This window comes from Quadrisphaera sp. RL12-1S (genome assembly GCF_014270065.1).
Lineage (GTDB): Bacteria > Actinomycetota > Actinomycetes > Actinomycetales > Quadrisphaeraceae > Quadrisphaera.
Window position 1 is genome coordinate 61,024 of record NZ_JACNME010000011.1, and the last position, 24,651, is coordinate 85,674.

Here is a 24,651-nt window from a genome sequence, read left to right on the forward strand (position 1 = left end):
TTCACGGTGCCCGGGCCCCGGGTCATCCCTCCTCCCCTTCGTCACCGCCTCCGTCGGTGCGCAGGTGGGGTGCGCACACCGCGGCGACGACGGCGAGGGCGGCCAGCAGCGACGCCGAGGCGACGCCGCCCGCCATCACCCCGATGGCCACGAGCACGGCGCCGGCGCCCGCCACGAGGAGGGCCACCAGGGCCATCGGCGACATGCGCGGCGCGGTGCCCAGGAGCAGCACCAGGCCGGCGCCGCCCACCACGAGGGCGCCGGGCAGGTCCCACGTGCCCAGCGACAGCAGGCCGTGGGGGAGCTCGACCACGTGCTGGGTGGTCCACAGCGGCTGCGCGCGCGAGGCCAGCACCACGCCGGTCACGCCGGCCGCCAGGGCCAGCAGGCCCCAGCCGCGGCCGAGGCGCGCCGCCAGGGCCGGGTCGCCGCTGCGGCGCACCACGTCGAGGGCGCCCCAGCTGCCCGCGCCTCCGACCACGAGGACGCCGTGGACGACGGCGAGCAGCACCACGGCCCACGCTCCGGCCTCGGCCTGCGCCGAGTCGCCCACGCCGAGCTGGACGGCTCCGGCCACCGCGAGCGCGGCGCCGACGGCCGCCGCGGGCCGGACGAGCAGGCCCGTGAGCAGGGTGACGACGAGCGCCACCTCGAGGGCGGGCAGCAGCCAGCCGGCGGCGGCCTCCAGGCCGAGGCCGCCGGCGGTCCAGGTCTGGGCCCCCAGGCGCGGCAGCACGAGGTCCTGCAGCCACAGCAGGCCGAGCGCCACGCGCAGCAGCGCGAGCGCGAGGCCCTCGCCGCGGCTCCCCATGCCTCACATGGTGGAGCCCGCACCCCTCACGGGCGGTGCAGCCACGCCGCCGACCAGGGGGCGAGCCAGACGTTCCCGTCATCTCCGACGTGCGCGGCGCGTCCGATGAGGGCGTCGCGGGCCCCGTCGAGGCCCAGCTCGGCCAGGCGCCACCCCGGGTAGTGCCGCCAGCCGTCGGTGGTGTTGTACAGGCACAGCAGGTCGCCCACGGGGTGGCGGCGCAGCACGGGCAGCACGCCCGGGTCGTGCAGCTCCAGCACCTGCGAGGGCACCGAGGCGTGCAGGTGCGGCAGCGAGGCGCGCACCTGCGCCAGGTGGCGCACCCCGGCGAAGAGCCGCCCGGGCACGGTCGCCTCGTCGTGGCGGGCGGCCAGGGCGCCCTCGTCCATCCACGGGCGGTGCGCCCAGCGGTTGTCGGCCTCGTGACCGGGCTCGGACGCCCACGCGTCGTCTCCCCGCAGGCCCAGCTCGTCACCCATCCAGAGGACGGGGATGCCTCCCCAGCCCATGACCAGCGCGTGGCCGAGGAGCACCTTCGCGATCCCCGCCTCGACACCGGCGCGGTCACCGGCGACCTGCGCGTCCACGAGTCCGGTCAGGGCCGCCGTGGAGCCGGAGATGCGGCGGTCGCGGGTGACGGGGTTCTCCTGGAAGACCAGCCCCCGCGCCGTCGACCCGGGGAAGGAGCCGCTGAACCAGTCGGACAGGAACGCCCGGTGGTCGAACCCGTTCAGGCCCACCGCGGCCGCGTCCTCGTCGCTGACGGCCCAGCCGATGTCGTCGTGGCAGCGCACGTAGGTGATCCACGCCGAGCTGGTGGGCGCGGGGGGCAGCGAGCGCAGCGCGTGCGCGGCCAGGCGGGCGTCCTGCGAGGCGATCATCGACCAGAACTGGACCATGAGCGTGTTGTGGTAGGCCAGGTCGGAGACCCGGCCGTGGTGCTCGCCCTGCCCCAGGTAGGCGACCAGCTGCTGCGGCGAGACGATCGCCTCGGCCTTGAGGAGCACGCCGGGGCACACGACGCGGGTCAGGGCGCGCAGCACCTGGGTGAGGCTGTGGACCTCGGGCTGGTTCTGGCAGTCGGTGCCCAGGCGCTTCCAGATGAAGGCGATGGCGTCCAGCCGGAGCACCTCGACACCGAGGTTGGCCAGGAAGAGCACGATCTCGGCGTACTCGACCAGCACGTCGGGGTTGGACCAGTCGACGTCCCACTGGAAGCTGTTGAAGGTGGTCCAGACCCACCCCTGGAGCTCCTCGTCCCAGGTGAAGTTGCCGGGCGCGAAGTCGGGGAAGACCTCCGGCAGCGTGCGCTCGTAGGCGTCGGGGACGGCGCGGTCGGGGTGGACGTGGAAGTAGGCGCGGTACCGGGGGTCGCCCTCGCGGGCCTTGCGGGCCCACTCGTGCTCGCGCGCCACGTGGTTGAGCACGAGGTCCAGCACGAGGGACGTCCCCTGGGCCCGCAGCGCGCGGGCCAGGTCGCGCAGGTCCTCGACGTCGCCGAGGTCGGGGCGCACCGCCCGGTAGTCGGCCACCGCGTAGCCGCCGTCGCTGTCACCCTCGCGGGGCTGCAGGACCGGCATGAGGTGGAGGTAGGTGACGCCCAGCTCGCGCAGGTGCTCCAGGCGCCCCCGGACCCCGCGCAGGTCCCGGGCGTACCGCTCGGTGTACGCGGCGTACCCGAGCATGGACGGCTCCTGGAACCAGTCAGGTCGCAGGGTGCGGGCCAGGTCGAGGCGGTGCAGCTCCGGCTCGCGCTCGGCGTAGGCGGAGGCGGCGGCGCGCAGCAGGCGCCGCTCCGACGCGGCGGCGACCTCGGGTGCGTGGACGGCCGTCAGACCGGCCCGCAGGTCAGGCCACCAGCGCTCCACGCGCAGGGAGAAGAGCTGGCGCCGCTCCTCGGACAGCCCGGCGAGCACGTCACCGGCGACCTCGCCCAGGAGCACCTGGAGCTCGCCGGCCCCGTCCCTGGAGCCGCCCACCTGCACCACGTCCACCAACGCCTCCCGCTCGGCTGCGCCGGCCGCTGCGGCGCGGCCGACACGCTATCCATCGGCGCACCCGCGGCCCAGGTGGTGGGGAACCACCCGGGGGACCCCGAGCACGACCGCAGCCCCACCCGTTCGGGTGGGGCTGCGGTGGGCAGGGGACGCGCTCGGCTCGACGACCCCTCCAGGGCTGCGGCGCGGGGCGGTGCCCCGCGAGCCGTCAGGCGCGGCTGTGGCTGCGGCCGCGGGTGGCCTGGTAGATGGCCAGCACGATGATCGAGCCGATGATCGAGCCGATCCAGCTGGCGGGCTGGACGAAGCCCGTCCCGCCGCGGAAGAGGAGGTAGGCGAGGAAGCCGCCGACGAAGGAGCCGACGATGCCGAGCAGGAGCGTGCCGCCGACGCCCAGGCCGGAGCGGCCGGGCACGACCAGGCGCGCGATGTAGCCGGCGATGATGCCGATGATGATGAGGCCGATGATGGTTCCGAGCATGGCGTCCGCCCTGGTGGAGAGTCGTTTTCTGGCGGTCTCGACGGTAGGCCCGCAGGCCGGTCCCGGCATCTCGAGATCGGGCCGGCGCCAGGTCGCCGGAGCCTGTCGCGCTGCTCGCGCGTGAGATGATGGACGGTGATGACCGAGGCAGCACCACCCCGCGACCGCCCTGCTCAGCGCCGCACCGGACGCCAGCGGGCGGCGGTCGCCGCGATGCTCGACTCCGAGCCGAGCTTCACCTCGGCGCAGGACCTCTACGCCCGCCTGCGCGAGCAGGGCAACCCCATCGGCCTGGCCACCGTCTACCGCGCCCTGCAGGCGCTGGTGGAGGACGGCGAGGTGGACGTGCTGCGCACCGGGGAGGACGGCGAGGCGGTCTACCGCCGCTGCAGCACGGGGCACCACCACCACCTCGTCTGCCGCCGCTGCGGGCGCGCGGAGGAGGTCGAGGGCTCCGCCGTGGAGGCGTGGGCCCGCACCACGGCCGCGGCCCACGGCTTCACCGACGTCGACCACGTGGTGGAGATCTTCGGGACCTGCAGCGACTGCGCGCACGCGCAGCGCGACCAGTCCTGACAGCGGCCCGCGCGGCTCACGGGTGCAGCGCGGTGGACCCGCCGTGCGCGCGGCCACCCGTGACCCTCGGACCGCGCGCACGCTCTAGGATGAGAAGCGTTATCAGTCTTCTCCGCACCCCCTGGAGGCCCTCCGTGTCGTTCCCCCTGCGCCCGGGCGCCGCGCTCGTCGCCGGCGCCGCTCTCCTCGCCCTGACCGGGTGCGGCAGCAGCAGCACCGCGGCCGGCGCGCCGACGAGCTCCGCCGGGGGCAGCACGGCGTCGTCGGGGACCCTCCAGGTGGTGGCCTCCACGGACGTCTGGGGCGACGTGGCGAAGTCCGTCGGGGGCGACGCCGTGCAGGTGACCTCCTTCATCAGCGACCCCAGCCAGGACCCGCACTCCTACGAGGCCTCCGCGCGCAACCAGCTCGCTGTGAAGTCCGCCGCCGTGATCGTCGAGAACGGGGGCGGCTACGACGACTTCATGGAGAAGCTCGTCTCGGCCGCTGGCAGCACGGCTCCGGTCGTCAACGCCGTGGACGTCTCCGGCAAGGCCACCTCCGCCGGGGACGAGCTGAACGAGCACGTCTGGTACGACCTGCCGACCACCGCCAAGGTGGCCGAGGCCATCGCCGAGCAGCTGGGGAAGGCCGACCCGGCGCAGGCGGCGACCTTCACCGCCAACGCCAAGGCCTTCGCCGACGGACTGGCCCCGCTCGAGGCGCAGGAGGCGCAGGTGGCCTCGAAGGCGGCGGGGACGAAGGTCGGCATCACGGAGCCCGTCCCGGACTACCTGCTGGAGGCGATGGGCCTGCAGGTCGCCACGCCCCCGGCGTTCTCCGAGGCCGTGGAGGAGGGCACCGACGTCTCCCCCGCCGTGCTGGCCCAGACCGAGGCCCAGTACACCGACAAGGAGGTGAGGGCGCTGGTCTACAACGAGCAGACCACCGGCGCCGAGACCGACGCGGTGAAGGCCGCGGCCACCGCCGCGGGCATCCCGGTCGTCCCCGTCACCGAGACGCTGCCCGACGGTGACACCTACACCGCGTGGATGAGCGCCAACATCTCCGCCATCCGCACCGCCGTCGGGCTGTGAGCACCGGTCCGGCGCCCGGCCGCGGCCCGGTCCTCTCGCTGCGGGGGGCCGGGCTGCGCTACGGGGAGCACGAGGTCTGGCGGGACCTGGACCTCGACGTCCACCCCGGGGAGCTGGTCGCCGTGCTGGGGCCCAACGGCTCGGGCAAGACGAGCCTCGTGCGCGCGGTGCTGGGCCAGCAGCCGCTCACGGACGGGAGCGTGGAGGTGCAGGGCCGTGCGCCGCGGGCGGGCTCGGCGTCCATCGGCTACGTGCCGCAGCAGCGCCTGATCGACCCCATGACGCCGCTGCGCGCGCGCGACCTGGTGCGTCAGGGCATCGACGGCCACCGGTGGGGCGTCCCGCTGCCGAGCAGGAAGGTGCGGACCCGCGTGGACGACCTCCTCGCCTCCGTCGGGGCGACCGCCTACGGCGACGTGCCCGTGGGCCTGCTGTCCGGCGGGGAGCAGCAGCGCATCCGCATCGCCCAGGCGGTCGCCACCGACCCGGCGCTCCTGCTGTGCGACGAGCCCCTGCTCTCCCTCGACCTGGCCCACCAGCGCGAGGTGGTCGGGGTGGTCGACAGCCGGCGCCGCACCGGCACGGCCGTCCTCTTCGTGACCCACGAGATCAACCCCGTCCTCGACGTCGTCGACAAGGTCCTCTACCTGGCCCCGGCCGGCCACCGGGTCGGCACGCCCGACGAGGTGCTGACCTCGGAGTCGCTGACGGAGCTGTACGGCACCCGCGTGGAGGTCCTCCGGCACGCCGGCCGCGTGCTCATCGCCGCCACGGGCGAGCACGTCAGCCGCTACGGCACCCGGCCCTCCGCCGACCACGCCCACCACCCCCACGACGAGGAGCGACCCGCATGAGCTGGGACGCCGTCATCAACTTCGACGACTACTCGCGGCTGCTGCCGCTGGTCACCAACTCGCTGTGGGCGGCGGCCGCGCTCGGGCTGGTGGGCGGGCTCGTCGGGGTGCTCGTGACCGCCCGCGACATGGCCTTCGCCGTCCACGGGATCTCCGAGCTGAGCTTCGCGGGGGCGGCGGCCGCGCTGCTGGTCGGGGTCGACGTGGTGCTGGGGTCGGTGGTCGGCTCGCTGCTCGCCGCGGTGCTCATCGGGCTCCTGGGCGTGAGGGCCCGCGACAGGAACTCGATCATCGGCGTCCTCATGCCGTTCGGGCTGGGGCTGGGCGTCCTCTTCCTGGCCCTGTACCCGGGGCGCTCGGCCAACAAGTTCGGCCTGCTCACCGGCCAGGTCGTGGCCGTGGACGACCCGCAGCTGCTCACCATGCTCGCCACGGCCGCCGTGGTGCTGGCGGTCCTGGCCGTGGTGTGGCGGCCTCTGCTGTTCGCCAGCGTCGACCCCGCCGGCGCGGCGGCGCGCGGCGTGCCCGTGCGCGCCCTGTCGCTGGTCTTCATGGTGGTGCTCGGCCTCTCGGTGGCCATGGCGGTGCAGGTGGTGGGCGCGCTGCTGGTCCTCTCGCTGCTCATCACCCCGGCAGCCGCCGCCACCCGGGTGTCGGCCTCCCCGCTGTGGGTCCCCGTCCTCTCGGTGGCCTTCGCGGTCACCTCGGCCGTCGGCGGGATCCTGCTGGCTCTGGGGGGCACGGTGCCCATCAGCCCCTTCGTCACCACGATCTCGTTCGCCATCTACGTGGTGTGCCGGGTGGTCGGCGCCCGCCGCGGCCGGCGCGGCTGGACCCGGCGCCGTCCCGCCCCCGCGCCCGCCGAGGCCGAGCAGCCGGCCGGGCTGGCCGGGTCGCCGGTCTGACGGCCTGACGGCCCGACGGCCTGTCGGCCGTCGGGCGAGGGGGCAGGCTGGGCCCCGTGCTGGAGGTCCGCGGAGGTCTCGTGCGGCGGCTGCGGGCCGCCGGGTGCGTCTTCGCCGAGGAGGAGGCCGACCTCCTGCTCGCGCAGGCCAGCTCGGCCGGTGGCCTCGAGGCGCTGGTGCGTCGCCGCGAGGGCGGTGAGCCGCTGGAGCTGGTCCTGGGGTGGGCGGCCTTCGCGGGCCTGCGCGTGGGCACCGCCGCGGGGGTCTTCGTGCCGCGTCGGCGCAGCGAGCTGCTCGTGCGCGAGGGCCTCGGGGCCCTCGCCGGCGCGCACGCCGCCGTCGTCGTCGACCTGTGCTGCGGGACGGGCGCGGTGGGGCTGGCGGTGGCGGTCGCCGCCGCGCGCGCAGGGGTGGCCGTGCGGCTGCACGCCGCCGACGTCGACCCGCTGGCCACGGCCTGCGCCGCCCAGAACCTGCGGGACGTCCCCGGAGCGCAGGTGCACACCGGGGACCTCTTCGCGGCGCTGCCCGGCGCGCTGCGCGGTCGGGTGGACCTGCTGCTGGTCAACGCGCCCTACGTGCCCACCGGGCGGGTGGCCCTCATGCCGCCGGAGGCCCGCGACCACGAGCCCCTGACCGCCCTGGACGGCGGGGCGGACGGCCTGGACGTGCACCGCCGGGTGGCGGCCGGTGCGGGGACCTGGCTCGCGCCCGGCGGGGCGCTGGTGCTGGAGACGAGCGAGCCGCAGGCCGCGGGGACGCTGGCCGCCTGCCGCGCCGGCGGGCTGAGCGCGACGGCCGTCCACGACGACGACCTGGAGGCGTCGTGCGTGCTCGCCAGGGCCTAGCCTGGCGAGCACCGTGACAGAGCTGCTCCTCCTGCTCACCGCCGCCGCGCTGGTCGTGGCCTGCGGGCTGTTCGTGGCCGCCGAGTTCTCGCTGCTCACGGTGGACCGGGCCACGGTCGAGCGGGACGCCGAGGGCGGAGACCGCCGCGCGGCGGGCACGCTGAGCGCGCTGCGCAGCCTGTCCACGCAGCTGTCGGGCGCCCAGGTGGGCATCACCATCACCAACCTCGCCATCGGCTACCTCGCCGAGCCGGCCGTCGGGCGGCTGGTGGCGCCGTGGCTCGAGGGCGCCGGCATCACCGGGGGCGCCGCGACCGCGACGTCGCTGGCGCTGGCCCTGGCGGTCTCGACGCTCGGCACCATGGTCTTCGGCGAGCTGGTGCCGAAGAACCTCGCCATCTCCCTGCCCTACGCCACCGCCTACGCGGTCCAGGGCTTCAGCCGGGGCTTCGCCCGGGGCATGGCCTGGCCCATCCGCGCCCTCAACGGGCTGGCCGACGCGGTGCTGCGGGGCGTCTTCCGCACCGAGCCGGCCGAGGAGCTGGCGTCCGCGCGCTCCGCCGACGAGCTGCTGTCCCTGGTCCGCCGCTCGGCGGAGCAGGGGACGCTGGAGGAGGAGACCGCGGCCCTCGTGCAGCGCACCCTGGCGTTCTCCGACCGCCGTGCCGTGGACGTCATGACCCCGCGGATCAGGGTCCGCACGCTCTCCGGAGACGACGACCTCACCGAGCTGGTGGCCGCCGTCCACGACTCCGGCCGCTCCCGCTTCCCCGTGACCGGCACCGACCAGGACGACGTGCTGGGCGTGGTGCACGCGCGCCAGGCCCTGCTGGTGCCACCGGAGGAGGCCGGGTCGGTCCTCCTGCGCGACGTGGCGGTGGAGCCCGCGCTGGTGCCGGAGACCCTCGAGCTGGACGAGCTGCTCGACCAGCTCAAGGACTCGCCGCTGCAGCTGGCGGTGGTGGTGGACGAGTACGGGGGCTTCGCGGGCGTGGTCACCTTCGAGGACCTCGTGGAGGAGATCGTCGGCGAGGTGGTCGACGAGCACGACGTGGTGACCTCCGCGGTGCGGGAGGACGGCGAGGGCGGCTGGCTGGTGTCCGGGCTGCTGCGCCCCGACGAGGTAGCGGCCGGCACCGGCGTGCACCTGCCCGAGCACCCCGACTACGAGACGGTGGCAGGCCTGGTGCTGCGCGAGCTGGGGCGCCTGCCCGAGGTCGGTGCGGTGACCCGCGTGCCCGTCACCACCGACGACGTCGACGACGACGGGCTCCCCGTCGAGCGCTGGTGCGAGCTGCGCGTGGAGGCCCGTGACGGCCTGCGCCTGGAGGGCGTGCACCTGCGCCTGCTCGAGCCGGGCGCGGTGCCCCCCGGCGGCGCGGAGGACCAGCGGTGAGCGACGGGCTGGCCATCGTCCTGGCGCTGGTGCTGCTGGGCCTCAACGCCTTCTTCGTGGGCGCGGAGTTCGCGGTGATCTCCGCGCGGCGCTCCTCGGTCGAGCTGCTGGCCGCGGGCGGCAGCCGCGCGGCGCGCACCACCCTCAAGGCCATGGAGGACGTCACCTCCATGCTCTCCTGCGCCCAGCTGGGCATCACCCTGTGCTCCCTCGGCCTCGGCGCCGTGGGCGAGCCCGCCGTGGCCCACCAGCTGGAGCCGCTCTTCGCCGCCGTCGGCCTGCCGGAGGCGCTGGTGCACCCGGTGGCCTTCGCGATCGCGCTCGCCCTGGTGGTGACGGCGCACGTGGTGCTCGGCGAGGTGGTGCCCAAGAACCTCGCGCTGGCGGGCCCGGACCGCGCGGCGCTCGTGCTGGCGCCGCCGCTGCGGGCGCTGGCGATGGTGCTGCGCCCGGTGATCGCGGTCTCCAACGCCATCGCGAACCTCGCGCTGCGCCTGGTCAAGGTGGAGCCGAAGGGTGAGGTGACCAGCGCGTACACCCGTGAGGAGGTGGCCGGCCTGGTGGCCGAGGCCCGCTCGGAGGGCCTCCTGGAGGAGGACGTCGAGGAGCTGACCACCGCGGCGCTCGGCTTCGCCGACCGGACGGCCGCGGCGGTGCTGCTGCCGCTCGGCTCGCTGGCCACGCTGCCGCGCGGGGCCACCGTGGCGGCCGTGCAGGACGCCGCGGCCCGCACCGGCTTCTCCCGCTTCCCGATCGACGACGGCGCGGGCGGCCTGTCCGGCTACGTGCACGTCAAGGACGTGCTCACGCTCGACCTGCGGGCCCGGGCGGCCCAGGTGCCCTCCCGCTACGTGCGCGACCTGGCGACCGTCTCCGACGACGACGCGCTGCGCCCGGTGCTCCGGCGCATGCAGGAGACCGGCGCGCACCTGGCGCGCGTGGAGGACGCCCACGGGCAGCTGCTGGGGGTGGCGACGCTCGAGGACGTGCTCGAGGAGCTGGTGGGCGAGGTGCGGGCGGGTGCCGCGGCGTCCGCCGCTCCCGTCCCGCGCGCCACGCGCTGACGGCGCGTCGTGGTCATCGCCCCGGCGTGTCGCACGGGCGGGGCCCACCGCGTGAGGGAGCGTGGACGCGTGCTGCTCGCCCTCGGACTCCTGCCCTTCGTCGCGGCGCTCGTGTTCCTGCTCGACCTCATCGAGCGCCGGCTGCTCGTGGAGGCCCGCCCCCGCCGGCGGTGAGCCGGTGCGGGCCGCCGCCGCGTCGCCCGGGGAAGGCCGCCGTCACCAGCCGGTGTCGCGTCCCTGGGACACCGCCTCCACCACCTCGCCGGCCAGCTCGGCCAGCTTGCGGTTGGAGTCCTGGGAGCGCCGGGACAGCAGCGCGAAGGCCTGCTCGGGGGTGACCCTCCGCTGCACCGCGACGACGCCCTTGGCCTGCTCGATCACCGCTCGCGAGGCCATGGCCCGCTGCAGCTGCTCCGCGAGCTCGCGGGTGCTCTCCACCGCGAGGGCGTTGGTGAGGGCGATCGCGGCGTGCCCGGCGAAGACCGTGGCCACCTCGCGGGACTCCTCGCTCAGGACGCCCTCGCCGCCGGTGTCGTAGAGGTTCAGCGCCCCCACCGTGCGGCCTGGGACGGCCAGGCCCACGGACAGCGTGGCGCGCACCCCGGCGCGGGCCGCCACCTCGGAGAACCCGGGGTAGGCCTGGTCGCCGAGGGAGGTGTTGCGGATGGCGATGGTCTGGCCGGACATCGCGGCGTCCATGCACGGGCCGAAACCGAGCTCGTACTGGCGCTCGTCCAGCTGCACGGCCAGGCTGCCGGTGAACGCCACGGACGTCGCGCGACGCCCCTGCACCAGCGTCACCGAGGCCTCGTCGACGCCCGGCACCGAGTCGCGGGCGAGCTCGGCGACGCGCTGGAGCACGGCGTTCAGCGGCGTCCTGTCGAGGAGGATCCTTCCCAGCTCGGCGTAGGCGACGTCGACCGACATGCAGGCTCCCCGTGGTGCTCGGCGCCCCCCGCTGGTCTCGACGGGCGGTCGCCCAATCTAGTCGGGCAGCCCCGCGGTGGCGCGAGCGGACGGCACGCGACGAGGCGACCCCCGGTGGAGCGCCTCACGCACTCCACCGGGGGTCGCCGGTCATCGGGGACGGGTGGCTGTCAGGAGCCCACGACCGGGGGCTGCTCGCCCTCGGCCGGCGCCGACGGAGCCGCCGGGGCCGTGGGCGCCTGGCCCTGCTGCTGGCCCTGCTGCTGGCCCTGCGGGGCGGCCGGGGCAGCCGGGGCAGCGCCCTTGCCGTCGGCCTTCGCGCCACCCTGCTCCTGGGCCGGGGCCGGCGGAGCCGCCGGACCGCCCTGGGCGGGGCCGCCCTGGGGCGGGGTCGGGGCCGTGGAGACCGAGGTCGCGTCCAGCGTGGTGCCGTCGCCGGCCACGGAGCCCTCCGCGACGACGTGGGCGCCCACCACGAGGACGGTGGAGCGGTCGGACGTCGCCGGCTGGGCGGGGGCGGCGGGCTGGGAGCCCTTCTGGTCACCCGAGGCCACCGGCGCGGAGGAGGCGGACGGCGCGGAGGAGGCGGACGGCGCAGAGGAGGCCGACGGCGCCGCGGGAGCGGCCGGCGCCGAGGGCTGGGAGCCCTCCTGGCCCGAGGGGGCCGCCGGGGGCGCCGGCGGCGTGGGCGCCGTGCTGTAGGTGGTGCTGCTGCCGGTGCTCACCGTCCGGGTGAAGCCGTCCTGGTCGACCAGGGTGAAGCCCGAGTCGGTGACCTCCTTGACGGTGCCGTCGAGGTGCGGCGCGTGCTGGCCCGCCGCGGGACCGGCAGCCGGGCCACCAGCGGCGGGGCCGCCGGCGGGACCGCCAGCGGGCGCCTGGCCCTGGGCGGAGGCGTCACCGGAGGGAGCGGCGGGCGCGCTGGCCGAGGTGGAGGCCGACGGCGAGGTCGGCATCCCGTCGGCGAGGGCGAGACCCGCGCCGCCGACGGTCAGTCCGCCGGCCAGGGCGATGGCGAGGACCGTGCGACGGCCGCGGCGCGAGCGCCCGCCCTGGGCGGAGCTGGCGTCGGTGGGGATCCAGGTGGGCTGCGTGGGCTGGTTCACGATGTCCTCCAGAGGAGTCGTGGCCCGCCGGTTCAGCGGGACCTGACGACAACGCTGGGCGGCGGGTCTGAAGCCGACCTGAAGCGGAGGGGGCACCGCGCCGTCTTCAGCAGCCCCTCAGGCTGGGCCGACCAGAATGGTCGTGTGCCCGCTCCCGCTGCTCGTGCCCTGGTCGTGGAGGACGACGCCTCCGTCCGCGACGCCCTCGTCGACGCCCTTCGCAGCGACGGCTTCGTGGTGGAGGCCCTCGCCGACGGCGAGGGCTTCGAGAGCGCCGTCGACGCCTTCCGGCCCGACGTCGCCCTGCTGGACGTCATGCTGCCGGGCCCGCGCGACGGGTTCGCGCTGGCGCGCGCGCTGCGCGAGCGCAGCGACGCTGGCCTGCTCTTCCTCACCGCGCGCGACGCCGTGGACGACAGGCTGCGCGGGTTCTCCACCGGCGCCGACGACTACGTGGTCAAGCCGTACGTGACGGCGGAGCTGCTGGCCCGCGTGCGCGCCCTGCTGCAGCGCCTCGGACGGGTCCCGTCCACGGTGCAGGTGGGGGACCTCGTGCTGGACGAGGCCTCGGCGGTGGCCACCCGCGGCGGGCAGGTGCTGGACCTCACGGGCACCGAGCACCGCCTGCTGGCCTACCTCGTGGCCGGCCGGGGCCGCACGCTGAGCAAGACCCAGATCCTGACCCAGGTGTGGGGGTACGAGGACTACGACCCGAACCTCGTCGAGGTGCACGTCAGCGCCCTGCGCCGGAAGACCGAGGCCCACGGTCCGCGTCTGATCCACACCGTGCGCGGCCTCGGCTACGTGCTGCGGCCCTGATGCGCGCCCTGCAGCCCCTCGCCCGCCGCGAGCGCCTCAGCACCGGACCTGCCTCCCTGGCCGGCCGGGTCCGCTGGTCGGTGCTCGTGCTGCTGGCGCTGCTGCTGGTGGCGCTGTTCGTCGTCGTCGACGTCCTGCTGGTGGTGCGGCTGCGCTCCGACCTGCAGACGCGCCTGACCGACCGCGCCGCGCTGGCCCAGCAGCTGGACGGCTCGCTGTCCTCGCAGCAGCTGCTGGACAAGCTGCAGGGCGACGGGGTGCTGGGCGAGCTGTGCACCCAGGACCAGGGGTGCGTCAGCACGCCCGTGGCCCCGGCTCCCCCGGGCAGCTCGGGGACCGGTGGAGGCGACGAGGGGCCCGGGACGTCGCGAGGCCCCGCGGGCGGGCCGCCGGCCGGGCCGGGCGCCGCCGCCCAGGTGCAGCGCGAGGGCAGCAAGCTGTTCCTGGTCACCCAGCTGGCCAGCGGCGCCCAGCTGACGCTGTCCGTGGACGACTCCTACGTGGGCGAGGCGCTGACCGGTCTCGTCGTCCTGGAGGTGCTCGGCGGGGCGGCGGGCCTGGTGGTGGCGTGGTTCGCGCTGGGCCGGGTGGTCGGCGTGGCGCTGCGGCCGCTGGACGAGATGACGTCCGTGGCGCGCAGCATCGCTGCCGGTGACCGGGGGCGGCGCCTGGGGTCCGGGCGCTCGGACACCGAGCTGGGGCGCACCGCGCTGGCGTTCGACGCGATGATCGACGAGCTGGAGTCGGCCGTGGCCACCGCGGAGCGGTCCCAGCAGCAGATGCGCGCGTTCCTGTCCGACGCCTCCCACGAGCTGCGCACCCCGCTGGCCGGCTTCCAGGCCAGCGCGGAGAACCTCCTGCGCGACGACCCGGGCCGCGAGGACCGCGAGCGGGCGCTCGCGGCGATGGTGCGGGAGAGCACGCGGGCGTCGCGGCTGGTGGGAGACCTGCTCACCGCGGCCCGGCTGGAGGAGGGCGTCGAGCTGCAGCGCGCCGAGGTCGACGTCGTCGAGCTGGCGCGCCAGGAGGTGGAGCGACAGCGGCTCCTCGGCACCGGGACGACCTGGGGCGTGGAGGCGGCGGGGCCGCTGGTGGTGAGCTGCGACGCGGTGCGGGTGGGCCAGGTGCTCACCAACCTGCTCGACAACGCGCGCCGCGCCGTCGCCGGTGCGGGCTCGGTGGTGGTGTCGGTGGCCGCGCGGGAGGGCGAGGCCGTCCTCGAGGTGCGCGACACCGGTCCGGGCATCCCCGCCGACCAGCGCGAGCGGGTCTTCGAGCGGCTGGTGCGCCTGGACGCGGGCCGCGACCGGCGCTCCGGCGGTGCGGGGCTGGGCCTGGCGATCGCCCGCGCCATCGCCCGCGCTCACGGCGGGAACCTCGTGGCCGCCGACCCCGGCCGCAGCGCCGACGGGAAGGGACCGGGCGCCGTCCTGCGGCTGACACTCCCCCTCACCTCCGTGTGACCACGGGGGACGTCCGCAGCCGCTGCGCACGTCCCCCGTGGTCGCGGGCCGAGAGCTGGCGGGTCAGGCGGTGGGCGGGTTCCCGAGGTCGCGGACCGGCAGGCGCTCCCCGCCGCGGCGCATCGACTCGTGCGCGACCACGCCGGGCAGGGTGTACCGCGCTGCGACCCAGGCGTTGACCGGCGGCAGCGTGCGGGTGTTCACCGCGGTGACGAAGTCGTCGACGAGGAGCTGGTGGCTGCCCTCGTGGCCGTTCGGCGCCCCGGCGAACTCCTGCGGCAGGCGCGCGACGTCGTGGACGGGCGCGTGCCCCGACACGAACGCCGCCCGCAGCTCGGGCGCCACGTGGGCGAGCGAGGGGTCGTCCTCGGAGACCGAGGCCTCGGAGTCGAGGTCGGCGGAGACGTCCTGCACGCCCTGCTTGTCCTGGAACAGCGACACCGTGGCCAGCTGCTCGAAGCTGGCGTCCGTGCCGAAGAACCGGAACCGCGACTCGCGCAGGTGCGAGGGGTAGCCCACGCGGCGCATCTCGTTGGTGCGCACCACGCCGCCGTCGGACAGCTCGAACAGCGCGGTGGCGTTGGAGACGTCGTTGTCGAACATCGACACGTCCCTGTCGAAGACGCCGTCGCCGCGGGTGTCGGCCACACCGAGGCAGCTCACCGACACCACGTGCGCGGCGTCGGTGTCGAGCGCACCGAGCACGCCGCCGAGGGCGTGGGTGGGGTAGAGCATGGGCGGGTAGGAGGCGGTGGCCTTCCAGCCCTCGCCGCCGGAGTAGCGGTAGGCGTCGTAGAAGCCCAGGTCCATGTCGTGGACGTAGTCGCCCTCGGCGTAGAACACCCGGCCGAAGGTCCCCTTCTCCACGTGGGAGCGGGCGTAGACGGTGGCCGGGTTGTAGTGGCTGGTCTCACCCATCATGTAGGTGAGGCCTGTCTCGGCCACGGCGTCGACGATGGCGGCGATCTCGTCCTCGGTGATGGCCATGGGGACGGCGGAGTAGACGTGCTTGCCGGCGCGCAGCGCCTGCACGACCAGCGGGCCGTGGGTCCAGCGCTGGGTGAAGATCGCGACGGCGTCGACGTCGGAGGCGAGCGCGTCCTCGAAGGAGGCGAAGGTGCCGGCGAGGCCCTGCTCGGCCACCAGCGCCTCCGCCCGCTCGGGCAGCACGTCGGTGACGTGGACGTCGGAGACGCCGGGGTGGCGCCGGAAGAGCTCGGTGAAGGAGCCGGCGAACTGGCCGGCGCCGATGACGGCGATCGAGAACACGGGGGGTGGACCTCCGGGTCGTGGGGCCCCCGGTCGGGGCCTGCGGGTTCTGGGCGCTCACCGCGGCGAGCGGGGAGGGGCTACTGGAAGACGGCCTCGACGCGTCCGTTGACGGCGGTCAGCGAGGAGGCGGGGGCCTGCCCGCCGACCACCTGGTCCATCGCCGTCCCCATGATCGACTGGACCTCGGAGGCCTGGAGGATCTCCGGGTAGGGGAACGTCTCGCCGTCGGCGATGGGGTCGGTGAACGCGGTGACGTCGAGGCCGGTCTTGGAGAGGGTCTCGACGGCGGCGGGCGTCGTGGAGGCGATGGCGGGGAAGACGATCCCGCCGCGGGCGACGACGTCCTGGCAGGCGGGGCTGGCCAGGTAGCGCACCCACTTCCACGCCGCGCCCTTGTTCTGGGACGTGGTGGAGATGGAGTCGCCCAGGGAGTTGGTCATCGTCTTGCGGCCCTCGGGGCCCACGGGGGTCTTGGCCACGGCGAGCTCGACGCCCTTGAGCTTGGAGTAGTTGGCGATGTTCCAGGAGCCGTTGGTGATGAGGGCGTACTTGCCGGCCTGCAGCTGCTGGTCCAGCGAGCCGCCCTGGGTGAGGGACAGCGGCGGCATGTAGCCCTTGTCGACGAGCCCGGTCCACCACGCGATGGCCTGCTGGAAGCGGGGGTCGTCGTAGTGGAAGGTCGTCCCCCACGCCTCGTCGATCGGAGACCACCCGGTGGTCTGGGTGAACCACGACCACTGCGTCTGCCCGAACGCCTCGCCGGAGTTCTCCAGGCCGAGGCCGTAGGTGGCGATCTTCGACCTGTCGAAGCCGGGCTCGTCGCCGCGCACGCCGTTGGTGTCGACGGTGAGGTGGGCGACGGCCTTCTCGAAGGTGCCGCCGTCGGTGGGGTTCCACGTCAGGGCGTTCATCTGCTCCGCCGTCAGGCCCGCCTTCGCGGCCATGTCGGCGTTGTAGAACATCCCGACGGTGTCGAAGTCCTTCGGGAGGCCGTACCGCTTGCCGTCCGGGCCGACCCAGAGCTCGGCGCTGCCCGGCACGTACTGGCCGAGGTCCAGGCCGGAGGAGGCCACCTGGGAGTCCAGGGGCTCGATGAGGCCGCGCGCGGCGAACTCCCCGAAGCGCGAGGTGTGGTCGACGAAGACGTCCGGCGCCGACCCGGCGACGAAGCCGGTGAAGAGCTTGTTCCAGTAGTCGTCCCACCCGAACTGCTCGATCTGCACGTCGACGTCGGGGTTGGCGGCGTGGAAGTCGGTGGCGCACTGCTGGTAGGCGGGCAGCTGGGCGGAGTCCCACATCCAGTAGGTGATGGTGCCGCTCTCCCCGTCCCCTCCCTGGTCCACGCCGTAGGAGGCGCAGCCGCTCACGGTCAGCGCGAGCGCGGCGGTGGCGGCGGCCAGCCCGGCCCGGAGGCGGCTCGGACGGCGGCGGGAACGGCGGGGGCTGGGTGCGGAGGTGCTCATGTCGGGTGCCTCACTTGATCCCGGAGAAGCCGATGGAGTCGACGATGCGCCGGCTGAAGACGGCGAAGAGGACGACGACGGGCAGCGCCGCCAGCAGCGTGGCGGCCATGAGGCCGGCCCAGTCAGGCGTGCCCTGCGGGGTCTGCGACCTGAAGACGCCCAGGCCCACGGTCAGCACGCGGACGCTGCGGTCGCTGGCCACCAGCAGCGGCCAGAAGTACTCGTTCCAGGCCTGGATGTACTGCAGGATCGCCAGCGTGATGAGGGGCCCGGACGCCATGGGGGCGATGACCCGGAAGAAGCGGCGCACGGTGCCGGCGCCGTCGAGCACGGCGGCCTCCTCCACCTCGCGCGGGATGCCGAGGAAGAACTGCCGCAGGAAGAAGATGGCGAACGGCGTCATGAAGAAGAACGGCAGGACGATCGCCGCGTAGGTGTTGAGCAGGCCCAGGTCCCGCATGAGCAGGAAGTTGGGCAGCTGCGTGAAGATCGGCGGCACCATGAGCGCGGTGAGGAAGACGAAGAACACCGCGTCGCGCCCGGGCCAGCGCAGCCGGGCGAAGGCGTAGGCGGCCAGGGCGCCGAAGAAGACCTGGCCCGCGGTGATGAGCGTGGCCACCAGCAGCGAGTTCAGCAGGTAGAGCCAGAAGTCGATGGCCGCGCCGGAGCCGCCCTGGGCCTGCGCCTGCGCCGTCGTCGACAGGCCGAGCACGCGCTCGAAGGCCCCGAAGGTGAACCCGACCGGCAGCGGCGAGGAGGGGTTGGTGGCCAGCTCGGTCCCGTTGGACAGCGCCGTGCGCAGCATCCAGTAGAAGGGGAACAGCGTGACCAGCATGATCAGGACCAGCGTGGCCCAGGCGACGACGCGGCCGACGCCCACGCGGCGGTCGCGCGGGGCGCGCGCGGCGGTGGGTCCGCTCGCGCGGGTGGGGCCGGCGGCGGCCGGTTCGACGGGCGTGGTGACGGTCACGACGGGACTCCTCTGCTCCGGCTCGGGGTTCAGGCGAGGTCGGACTCGTTGGCGCGGGTGAGGCGCAGCTGGACGAACGCGACCGCGGCGAGGATCGCGAAGAGCACCACCGAGACCGCGGCGGCGTAGCCGAACTCCAGGCGCTGGAAGGCCAGGTCGAAGATGTAGTACTGGATCACCCGGCTCGCGTCCCCCGGCCCGCCGGAGGTGGTCACGGCCACGGTGTCGAACACCTGGAACGAGCCGGTGACGGTGATGACCAGCACCAGGGCGAGCACGGGGCGCAGCAGCGGCAGCGTGATCGACCAGAACATGCGCCACTCGCTGGCGCCGTCGACCCGACCGGCCTCGTACAGGCCCTCGGGGATGGTCATGAGGCCGGCGAACACCAGCAGGGCCGTGTAGCCCATGTGCCGCCACACGTTGACCAGGGCGATGGTCGGCACCACCCAGTCCTGCTCGCCGAAGAAGGGGATCGCGTCGAGCCCCAGGCCGGTGATCGCGGCGTTCACGATGCCGATCTGCGCGTCGAGCATCCAGTAGAAGAGCAGCGCCACGACGACGTTGGAGATGAGGAACGGCAGGACGACGACGCTGCGCACGAACACCGACCGGGTGACGCGCTGCAGCAGGACGGCGATGAGGACGGCGAGCACCGTCTGCACGACGATGTTGATGGCGACGTACTGCACCGTCACCTTCATGGCGTTCCAGAAGGTCTCGTCCGAGGCCATCCGCGCGTAGTTGTCCAGCCCGACGAACCGGGGGCGGCTGAAGAAGTCGTACTCGGTGAGGGAGAACCAGAGCCCGCGCAGGGTGGGCCAGAAGTAGAAGACGACGAAGCCCAGCAGGGCGGGGGCGATGAAGCCGACCGCCGCCAGGCCCTCCCGTGAGCTCCGCGGGGCGCGAGCGGGGGCCGGCGCGGTGCGCGGGGGCGAGGTGGTGCCTGCGGTCACGGGGCTCTCCACGGCGGTGTGGTGGGGCGGGCGGGCCCGCTCGGGTGGTGACTTGTTTCTACGGTGAAAGCAAGTACCCCGTCAAGACCCCGTGGCGAACCGTTCGAAGACCATGGGTCAGGTTCTTCGGTTCCACCGGCGAAGTGAGTAGCCTCGGTGACGTGACCAGCACCACCGCGGGAGCCGCAGCCCCGGCGTGGGCCCCGCTGACCGGCCCCGCGCACGACGTGGCCTTGGCGGTGCTCCTGGACGGCCCGCTGCCGCGCAGCGAGATCGCGCGTCGCCTCGGCCTGTCAGCCGGCACGCTGACGCGCCTGTCCAAGCCCCTGCTGGACAGCGGGCTCCTGGTGGAGACCGGGGGCGCCCACGCCCCGTCGGGCCACCCCACCCGCCCCCTCGACGTCGACGAGGACGCCCACCGCTTCGTGGGCGTCAAGCTCACCGAGCACACCGCCCACGTCGCGGTCACGGGCCTGCGCGCCCGCGTGGTGGCCTCCGACGAGACGCTGCTGCTCTCCACGGACCCGGCCGAGGTGGTGGCGACCGTCGCGCGGCTGGTGCGGACCGCGGTGGCCGCCGCGGGCGTCGACGGCTCGGTGCGCGCCGTGGGCATCAGCGTGGGCGGGCAGGTGGGGCCGGACGGGGTGGTGCTGGACGCCCGCTTCCTGCGCTGGCACGGGGTCGCCCTCGGGGACCTCCTGGCCGAGGCGCTGGGCCTGCCCGTCGTCGTCGACAACGACCTGCTGTCCCTGTCCCGCGCCGAGCAGTGGTTCGGCGCGGCCCGCGGCTGCGACCACTTCGCCGTCATCACCGTCGGCGAGGGCGTCGGCTACGCCTACGCGGTGCACGGCCAGGTGGTCGACGCCCCCGGAGCCGGGCTGGGGACGGTGGGGCACCTGCCGCTCGACCCGAACGGGCCGCTGTGCCGCCTGGGGCACGCCGGATGCGCCGACGCGATGCTCTCCACGGCCGCCATCACCACGCGCGCCTCGCTCGCGCACGGGCGCCAGCTGCACCGCGACGAGGTCTACGACCTCGCCGAGGCCGAAGACCCGGTGGCGCGGCGCGTCGTCGACGACTCCGCCCGCGCGCTGGGGCGGCTGGTGTCGCTCGTCGGCAACCTCGTCATGCCGCAGAAGGTCATCATCTCGGGCGAGGGGGTGCGCCTGGCCGAGGTCGGGGCGCACCCGCTGGCCGAGGCCATCGCCGCCGGCAGGGCCCCTCGGGCGGCCCCGCTGCCCGTGGAGGTGCACGTCACCGGGTTCACCGAGTGGGCGCGCGGCGCCGCGGTCACCGCCATCCGCACCTTCGTGCTCGGCGAGGGGCGGTGACGACGACGGGTGCCGCCGCCCTGGAGCGGGCGGTGGCCGCTCCGGACCTCGTGCGCGCCCAGGTCGGGGTGCGCGACCGGTTCGGCCCGCCGCGCGCCGTCGGCGTGCGCGTCGACCTCACCACCGAGCCCGGTGGCCGCGCGCTGCGCGTGGACGTCACCGCCGACCGCGTCAGCCGGGTGGCGCTGCGCTGGTCCCGGCCGCTGCCCGGGGGCGTGCGGGTGCTCGGGGACGCCTGGGAGCGCTCCTACGGCGACCTGGCGTGGCAGGGCCTCGTGCCCGAGCGGCCGCTGCCGTGGACGGTGCTGCTGCACGACCCGCGCACCGGCTCCACCGAGGGGTGGGGCGTGCGGGTGCGCGGCGCCGCGCTGGCGTTCTGGACCGCCGACCCCGGCGGGCTCACCCTGTGGCTCGACCTGCGCAGCGGCGGGGCGCCCGTGGAGCTGGCCGGCAGGACGACGACGGCCGCCGTCGTCGTGTCCGCGCGCGCGGAGGGGGGCCGGCCGGACGGCGGTGGTGGCGCCTTCGCCGCGCAGCGGGCGCTGGCGCACCTGCAGTGCCCGGACCCGCTGCTGCCGACGACGCCGCTGGTGGGGGCCAACAACTGGTACTACGCGTACGGGCGGGGCTTCGGGCTGGAGGCCGTGGTCCGCGACGCGCGCACCGTCTCGGACCTCGCCGGCGACCACCCCGTGCGGCCGTTCGGCGTCATCGACGACGGCTGGTCGGTCGGCGGGGTCGCCGACGGGCGCCAGGCCTCCGGCGGCCCGTGGGACGCCGGGCGCCCGCAGACCTTCCCCGACCTCGCCGAGGCGGCCGCGGCGGTCCGCGCCCAGGGGGCCCGGCCCGGGCTCTGGTACCGCCCGCTCCTGCGCCGCGAGCGGCCCGACGGCGCGCTGGCGGGTGCGCTGGCCCAGGCGGTGGGCGCGGGGACGGGCGCTCCGGGGCAGCGGCAGGACGGCTGGGCGCTCGACCCCAGCCACGCGTCCGTGCTCGACCTGGTCCGCGAGGACGTCTCCCGCATCCGCGGCTGGGGGTTCGAGCTGCTCAAGCACGACTTCTCCACCTACGACCTGCTCGGCCGCTGGGGCCCGGCGATGGGCGCCTCCCCCGCCGCCGACGGACCGGCGCTGGCCGACCCGTCGGCGACGACGGCGGAGGCGCTGGTGGGCTTCTACCGCGCCGTCCGGGAGGCCGCCGGCGACGTCGTCGTCCTGGGGTGCAACACCGTCGGCCACCTCGCGGCGGGGCTCGAGCACGCCCAGCGCACCGGTGACGACACCTCCGGGCTCACGTGGTCCCGCACGCGACGCACCGGGGTGAACACCCTCGCGTTCCGGCTGGCGCAGCACGGCGCGCTGTTCACCGTCGACGCCGACTGCGTGCCCGCCACACCCGGCACGCCGTGGGAGCAGAACCGGCAGCTGCTCGACCTCGTGGCGCGCTCGGGCACGGCGCTGTTCGTCTCGGTGGACCCGGCCACCCGGACCGACGCCGTGGACTCCGCCCTCGCCGCCGCGCTGCGCCTGGCGCTGGACGCAGGCGTCCCGGGCGGCGTGGAGCCGCTGGACTGGTTCGACACCACCACGCCCCAGCGCTGGCGCAGCGGCACCGGCGAGCCAGCGGAGGAGCTGGACCTGCAGTGGGGCGAGGAGCTCGGCGCCGACCCCTTCGAGCACACCGAGCCCCCACCTCCGTGATCGTGGGCGGGGTCATCCGCAGGTGAGGGCGACCTGCCGCACGAGCCACCCCGCGGTGCCGTACGGCGTCCCGTCGCCGTTGCTGCCGCTGCTGATGTCGTAGGTCGTGCTGCCCTGGGCCGCGCCGCCGTCCACCGGCTCCTCGCTGCTGAGCACGACGGCGCTCTGGGAGCCGTCTCCCGCCGCGGAGCAGTCGATGCGCGCGGTGAGCATCAGCTCCTGCGCCCCACCGGGCTGCAGGACGAGCGGCAGCTGCGGCGAGGAGGTCACCGAGACGCCGCCGGACGCGCGGGCCGTGATCCGCACCGGCGCCCCGGGGGCGGCACCGTTGACCAGGTCGACGCGGAGCCGCCCGTCGGGCAGCCACGTGTAGGAGGCCTGCGGCACGCCGGGTCCGCTGTCGGGGTGGCAGGCCCAGGTGAGCTCGGCGGCCAGGCGGCGGGCCTCGTCGGCCGCGAGTGGCAGCCGCACGCGGCGGCTCTCCTGGGCCCGGTCCCCGTCCGGGGCGGGCGCCGCGTCCACCACGACCGCCGCGGGCTCGGCCTCCTCGGTGCTGGGCGCCCCGTCCGGGTCCTGCGCGGGCACGTCCTGGCAGCGCACCTCGAGCGCCGCCTGCACCGAGAGCGCGCTCCCGGGGGCGACCGTCACGGGCACGGGGGTGCCAGCGCTGCCCGCCGACAGGCGGAACCGGCCGACGTGGGGCGCCTCGAGCGCCACGAGGCGGGCGCTGACGGGCTGCCCCGAGGTGTTGACCAGCGGCACCGAGGCCGTGGCCAGCTGCAGGTCACCGCTCGACGAGATGGAACCGTCCAGGCTCACCGCCCCCGTGCGCAGCGCCGTGTCGAGCCGCAGCTCCCGCTCGGCCTGCGACGCGCGGGCGTCCGCGTGCAGCGTGCCGAGCAGAGCACCGACCAGGGCGACCACCCCGAGGAGTCCGACCGCGAGCAGGCGACGGCGCGGCCCGCCTCCCGCCGGGTGGCCCTCGTCGTCGTCCTCGTCCTGGTCCGGGGCTCCCGGAGAGCCCCCGTCGAGGGCGTGCTCGTCGAGGTCGTGGACGTCGTCCTCGCCGGTGTGCTGCCCCGGCGCCCGCGACCGGCCGCTGATCACGTCCGGACCCTAGCCGCGCCGGCCGCCGCCGGTGGCGCGTCGCCTCAGGGCGCGGGGCGGGCGACGACGAGGAGCGTCAGGTCGTCGACGGGTCCGCCCGCGACGTGGTCCGTGACAGCGGCGGTCACAGCGGCCACGGTGCGGTGCGCGGCGTCGGGAGCGAGCCGGTCCTGTTCGCCCAGGCCGGCCAGGAGCTCCAGCAGGCCCTGCTCGTCGAGCTGCCGGCCGCGGGGGTCGGTGGCCTCGGTGACGCCGTCGGTGTAGAGGACGAGCTGGTCTCCTGGCCCCAGCTCCACCTCGACCTGGGCCACCTCCACCTCGGCGAAGGGGCCGAGCAGCGTGCCGGGGCTGCCGACCAGGCGGGGGGCCCCGCGGGCCGGCAGGAGCACCGGCTGCGGATGACCCGCCAGCGCCAGGGTGACGACGGCCCGAGCTGCGTCCGAGGCGGCCCGCTCCTCCACGGGCAGGGCGACGGCGGCCACGGTCGCGAACCGGTCGTCGAGGGCCTCGTGCACCGCACCGCCGACCGCCGTGAGCAGGTCCGCCGGCTCGCCGTGGGTGGTCGCGGCGCCCCGCAGCGCCCAGCGCAGGGCGCTCGTGCTGGCGGCCGCGCGGGGCCCCCGCCCCGAGACGTCACCGATGACCACGTACCAGGACCCGCCGGCGCCGGCAGGGCCGGCGAAGACGTCGAAGAAGTCACCGCTGACCGCGCCCCGGCGGCCGTCGGTGCTGGTGGCGGGCTGGTAGCCGGTGGCCACGCTCCAGCCGTGGAGGTCCGGGAGGGAGGAGGGGACGAGGCTGGCCTGCACGGCGCGGGCGGTCTGGTCGAGCTCGTCGGCGAGGGCGGCCCGGGCGCGCCGCACCGCGGCGTAGGGGGTCATGTCGCGCTGGACCGCGACGTAGTGCACCGGGGCCCCGTCGGCGCCGAGCACGGGCGAGAGCGCCAGCTCGTTGACGAACAGCTGGCCGTCGGCGCGCCGGTTCACCAGGACCACCTCGCCGGCCTCCCCCGCGGCGAGCAGGTCGCGGATGCGCTGGACGGCGGCCGCGACCTCCGCGGAGGTGGTGCCCAGCGCGTCGAGCTCAGCGTCCGCGGCGGGCTCGAGCAGGCCGTCGTGCAGGAACCGGCAGTTGCGCCCCAGCACGGACTCCTCGGAGTAGCCGGTGGTGCGGGTGAAGGCGGGGTTGACGTAGACGATCGGAGAGTCCGGCGCCCGGACGTCGGCCACGCAGACGGACTGGTCCACGGCGTCCAGCACCGACCACGCCGCGGCCGGTGCCCGGCCGGGCACCGCGCTGCGCGCGGCGGTGCGGTGGGCCGGCGGGGTGGAGTCGGTGAGGTCGCGCAGCTGGGCCAGCGCCGCCAGCGGCAGGCGCACCAGCTCCTTGCGCACCTCGTCGGGCAGCCCGGTGAAGGGGGGGACGGCGGGGCCGGCGTCGACGCGCTCCAGGACGGCCTCCACCGCGGGGGCGCTGACGCTCCAGCGCTGGGCCCAGGCGCGCAGCCCAGGGCGGTCGGTCGGCACCGG

General features: G+C 75.5%; 22 protein-coding genes. 11 read left to right on the top strand and 11 right to left on the bottom strand.

Annotated features, from left to right (window positions below):
* Window positions 1-22: 22 nt before the first annotated feature.
* The 3 genes from H7K62_RS17025 to H7K62_RS17035 form a co-directional block, all read right to left on the bottom strand.
* Window positions 23-811, bottom strand: coding sequence for a hypothetical protein (locus H7K62_RS17025; RefSeq protein ID WP_186720606.1), 789 nt, complete (start codon window positions 809-811; stop codon window positions 23-25).
* A 26-nt stretch (window positions 812-837) separates the two neighbouring features.
* Window positions 838-2,754, bottom strand: a complete 1,917-nt coding sequence (locus H7K62_RS17030; RefSeq protein ID WP_186720789.1) for an alpha-amylase family protein — start codon at window positions 2,752-2,754, stop codon at window positions 838-840.
* Between the two features lie 262 nt (window positions 2,755-3,016).
* On the bottom strand, window positions 3,017-3,289 hold the full coding sequence (locus tag H7K62_RS17035; protein ID WP_186720608.1) for a GlsB/YeaQ/YmgE family stress response membrane protein: 273 nt from the start codon (window positions 3,287-3,289) through the stop codon (window positions 3,017-3,019).
* Between the two features lie 138 nt (window positions 3,290-3,427).
* Between H7K62_RS17035 and H7K62_RS17040 the strand changes: the two genes are divergently transcribed.
* The 7 genes from H7K62_RS17040 to H7K62_RS17070 all read left to right on the top strand — a co-directional run bounded on the left by H7K62_RS17040 (window position 3,428) and on the right by H7K62_RS17070 (window position 10,008).
* Complete coding sequence (locus H7K62_RS17040; protein ID WP_186720610.1) at window positions 3,428-3,865, top strand: Fur family transcriptional regulator; 438 nt, start codon at window positions 3,428-3,430, stop codon at window positions 3,863-3,865.
* 134 nt (window positions 3,866-3,999) lie between these two features.
* Window positions 4,000-4,941: a metal ABC transporter solute-binding protein, Zn/Mn family gene (locus tag H7K62_RS17045; RefSeq protein WP_222437768.1), complete on the top strand. Its 942-nt coding sequence runs from the start codon at window positions 4,000-4,002 to the stop codon at window positions 4,939-4,941.
* The gene (locus H7K62_RS17050) at window positions 4,938-5,795 is read left to right on the top strand and encodes a metal ABC transporter ATP-binding protein (RefSeq protein WP_186720620.1); all 858 of its coding nucleotides are present in this window, start codon (window positions 4,938-4,940) and stop codon (window positions 5,793-5,795) included. The genes H7K62_RS17045 and H7K62_RS17050 overlap by 4 nt, the downstream gene beginning before the upstream one ends.
* Window positions 5,792-6,700: a metal ABC transporter permease gene (locus H7K62_RS17055; RefSeq protein WP_186720628.1), complete on the top strand. Its 909-nt coding sequence runs from the start codon at window positions 5,792-5,794 to the stop codon at window positions 6,698-6,700. The genes H7K62_RS17050 and H7K62_RS17055 overlap by 4 nt, the downstream gene beginning before the upstream one ends.
* A gap of 47 nt (window positions 6,701-6,747) precedes the next feature.
* Window positions 6,748-7,548, top strand: a complete 801-nt coding sequence (locus H7K62_RS17060) for a putative protein N(5)-glutamine methyltransferase (protein ID WP_222437791.1) — start codon at window positions 6,748-6,750, stop codon at window positions 7,546-7,548.
* A gap of 13 nt (window positions 7,549-7,561) precedes the next feature.
* A complete protein-coding gene (locus H7K62_RS17065; RefSeq protein ID WP_186720629.1) occupies window positions 7,562-8,944 on the top strand; it encodes a hemolysin family protein in 1,383 nt (460 codons plus the stop codon).
* A complete protein-coding gene (locus H7K62_RS17070; protein ID WP_186720631.1) occupies window positions 8,941-10,008 on the top strand; it encodes a hemolysin family protein in 1,068 nt (355 codons plus the stop codon). The genes H7K62_RS17065 and H7K62_RS17070 overlap by 4 nt, the downstream gene beginning before the upstream one ends.
* Before the next feature lie 216 nt (window positions 10,009-10,224).
* Here the strand turns inward: H7K62_RS17070 and H7K62_RS17075 are convergent, their stop codons facing one another.
* Both H7K62_RS17075 and H7K62_RS17080 read right to left on the bottom strand, forming a co-directional pair.
* Window positions 10,225-10,935: a GAF and ANTAR domain-containing protein gene (locus H7K62_RS17075; protein WP_186720633.1), complete on the bottom strand. Its 711-nt coding sequence runs from the start codon at window positions 10,933-10,935 to the stop codon at window positions 10,225-10,227.
* A gap of 170 nt (window positions 10,936-11,105) precedes the next feature.
* On the bottom strand, window positions 11,106-12,041 hold the full coding sequence (locus tag H7K62_RS17080; protein WP_186720635.1) for a hypothetical protein: 936 nt from the start codon (window positions 12,039-12,041) through the stop codon (window positions 11,106-11,108).
* 144 nt (window positions 12,042-12,185) lie between these two features.
* Between H7K62_RS17080 and H7K62_RS17085 the strand changes: the two genes are divergently transcribed.
* Window positions 12,186-12,860 carry a response regulator transcription factor gene (locus H7K62_RS17085; protein WP_186720637.1) on the top strand — a complete coding sequence of 225 codons (675 nt, stop codon included), beginning with the start codon at window positions 12,186-12,188 and terminating at the stop codon, window positions 12,858-12,860.
* Complete coding sequence (locus H7K62_RS17090; RefSeq protein WP_186720639.1) at window positions 12,860-14,323, top strand: sensor histidine kinase; 1,464 nt, start codon at window positions 12,860-12,862, stop codon at window positions 14,321-14,323. The genes H7K62_RS17085 and H7K62_RS17090 overlap by 1 nt, the downstream gene beginning before the upstream one ends.
* A gap of 63 nt (window positions 14,324-14,386) precedes the next feature.
* Here the strand turns inward: H7K62_RS17090 and H7K62_RS17095 are convergent, their stop codons facing one another.
* The 4 genes from H7K62_RS17095 to H7K62_RS17110 form a co-directional block, all read right to left on the bottom strand.
* The gene (locus H7K62_RS17095) at window positions 14,387-15,592 is read right to left on the bottom strand and encodes a Gfo/Idh/MocA family protein (protein ID WP_186720641.1); all 1,206 of its coding nucleotides are present in this window, start codon (window positions 15,590-15,592) and stop codon (window positions 14,387-14,389) included.
* An 80-nt stretch (window positions 15,593-15,672) separates the two neighbouring features.
* Window positions 15,673-17,058: an ABC transporter substrate-binding protein gene (locus H7K62_RS17100; RefSeq protein WP_186720643.1), complete on the bottom strand. Its 1,386-nt coding sequence runs from the start codon at window positions 17,056-17,058 to the stop codon at window positions 15,673-15,675.
* Between the two features lie 10 nt (window positions 17,059-17,068).
* The gene (locus H7K62_RS17105) at window positions 17,069-18,028 is read right to left on the bottom strand and encodes a carbohydrate ABC transporter permease (protein ID WP_222437769.1); all 960 of its coding nucleotides are present in this window, start codon (window positions 18,026-18,028) and stop codon (window positions 17,069-17,071) included.
* A 29-nt stretch (window positions 18,029-18,057) separates the two neighbouring features.
* Window positions 18,058-18,984 carry a carbohydrate ABC transporter permease gene (locus H7K62_RS17110; RefSeq protein WP_186720645.1) on the bottom strand — a complete coding sequence of 309 codons (927 nt, stop codon included), beginning with the start codon at window positions 18,982-18,984 and terminating at the stop codon, window positions 18,058-18,060.
* 161 nt (window positions 18,985-19,145) lie between these two features.
* On the opposite strand from H7K62_RS17110, the gene H7K62_RS17115 reads away from it, so the two are divergent.
* Together H7K62_RS17115 and H7K62_RS17120 are read left to right on the top strand one after the other, a co-directional pair.
* The gene (locus H7K62_RS17115; RefSeq protein ID WP_186720647.1) at window positions 19,146-20,315 is read left to right on the top strand and encodes an ROK family protein; all 1,170 of its coding nucleotides are present in this window, start codon (window positions 19,146-19,148) and stop codon (window positions 20,313-20,315) included.
* Complete coding sequence (locus H7K62_RS17120) at window positions 20,312-22,015, top strand: alpha-amylase family protein (protein WP_222437770.1); 1,704 nt, start codon at window positions 20,312-20,314, stop codon at window positions 22,013-22,015. Before H7K62_RS17115 ends, H7K62_RS17120 begins: the two co-directional genes overlap by 4 nt.
* A gap of 12 nt (window positions 22,016-22,027) precedes the next feature.
* On the opposite strand, the gene H7K62_RS17125 is transcribed toward H7K62_RS17120, so the two are convergent.
* Together H7K62_RS17125 and H7K62_RS17130 are read right to left on the bottom strand one after the other, a co-directional pair.
* Window positions 22,028-23,122: a hypothetical protein gene (locus tag H7K62_RS17125; RefSeq protein WP_186720649.1), complete on the bottom strand. Its 1,095-nt coding sequence runs from the start codon at window positions 23,120-23,122 to the stop codon at window positions 22,028-22,030.
* Between the two features lie 44 nt (window positions 23,123-23,166).
* Window positions 23,167-24,648, bottom strand: coding sequence for a PP2C family protein-serine/threonine phosphatase (locus H7K62_RS17130; protein WP_186720662.1), 1,482 nt, complete (start codon window positions 24,646-24,648; stop codon window positions 23,167-23,169).
* Window positions 24,649-24,651 lie beyond the last annotated feature (3 nt).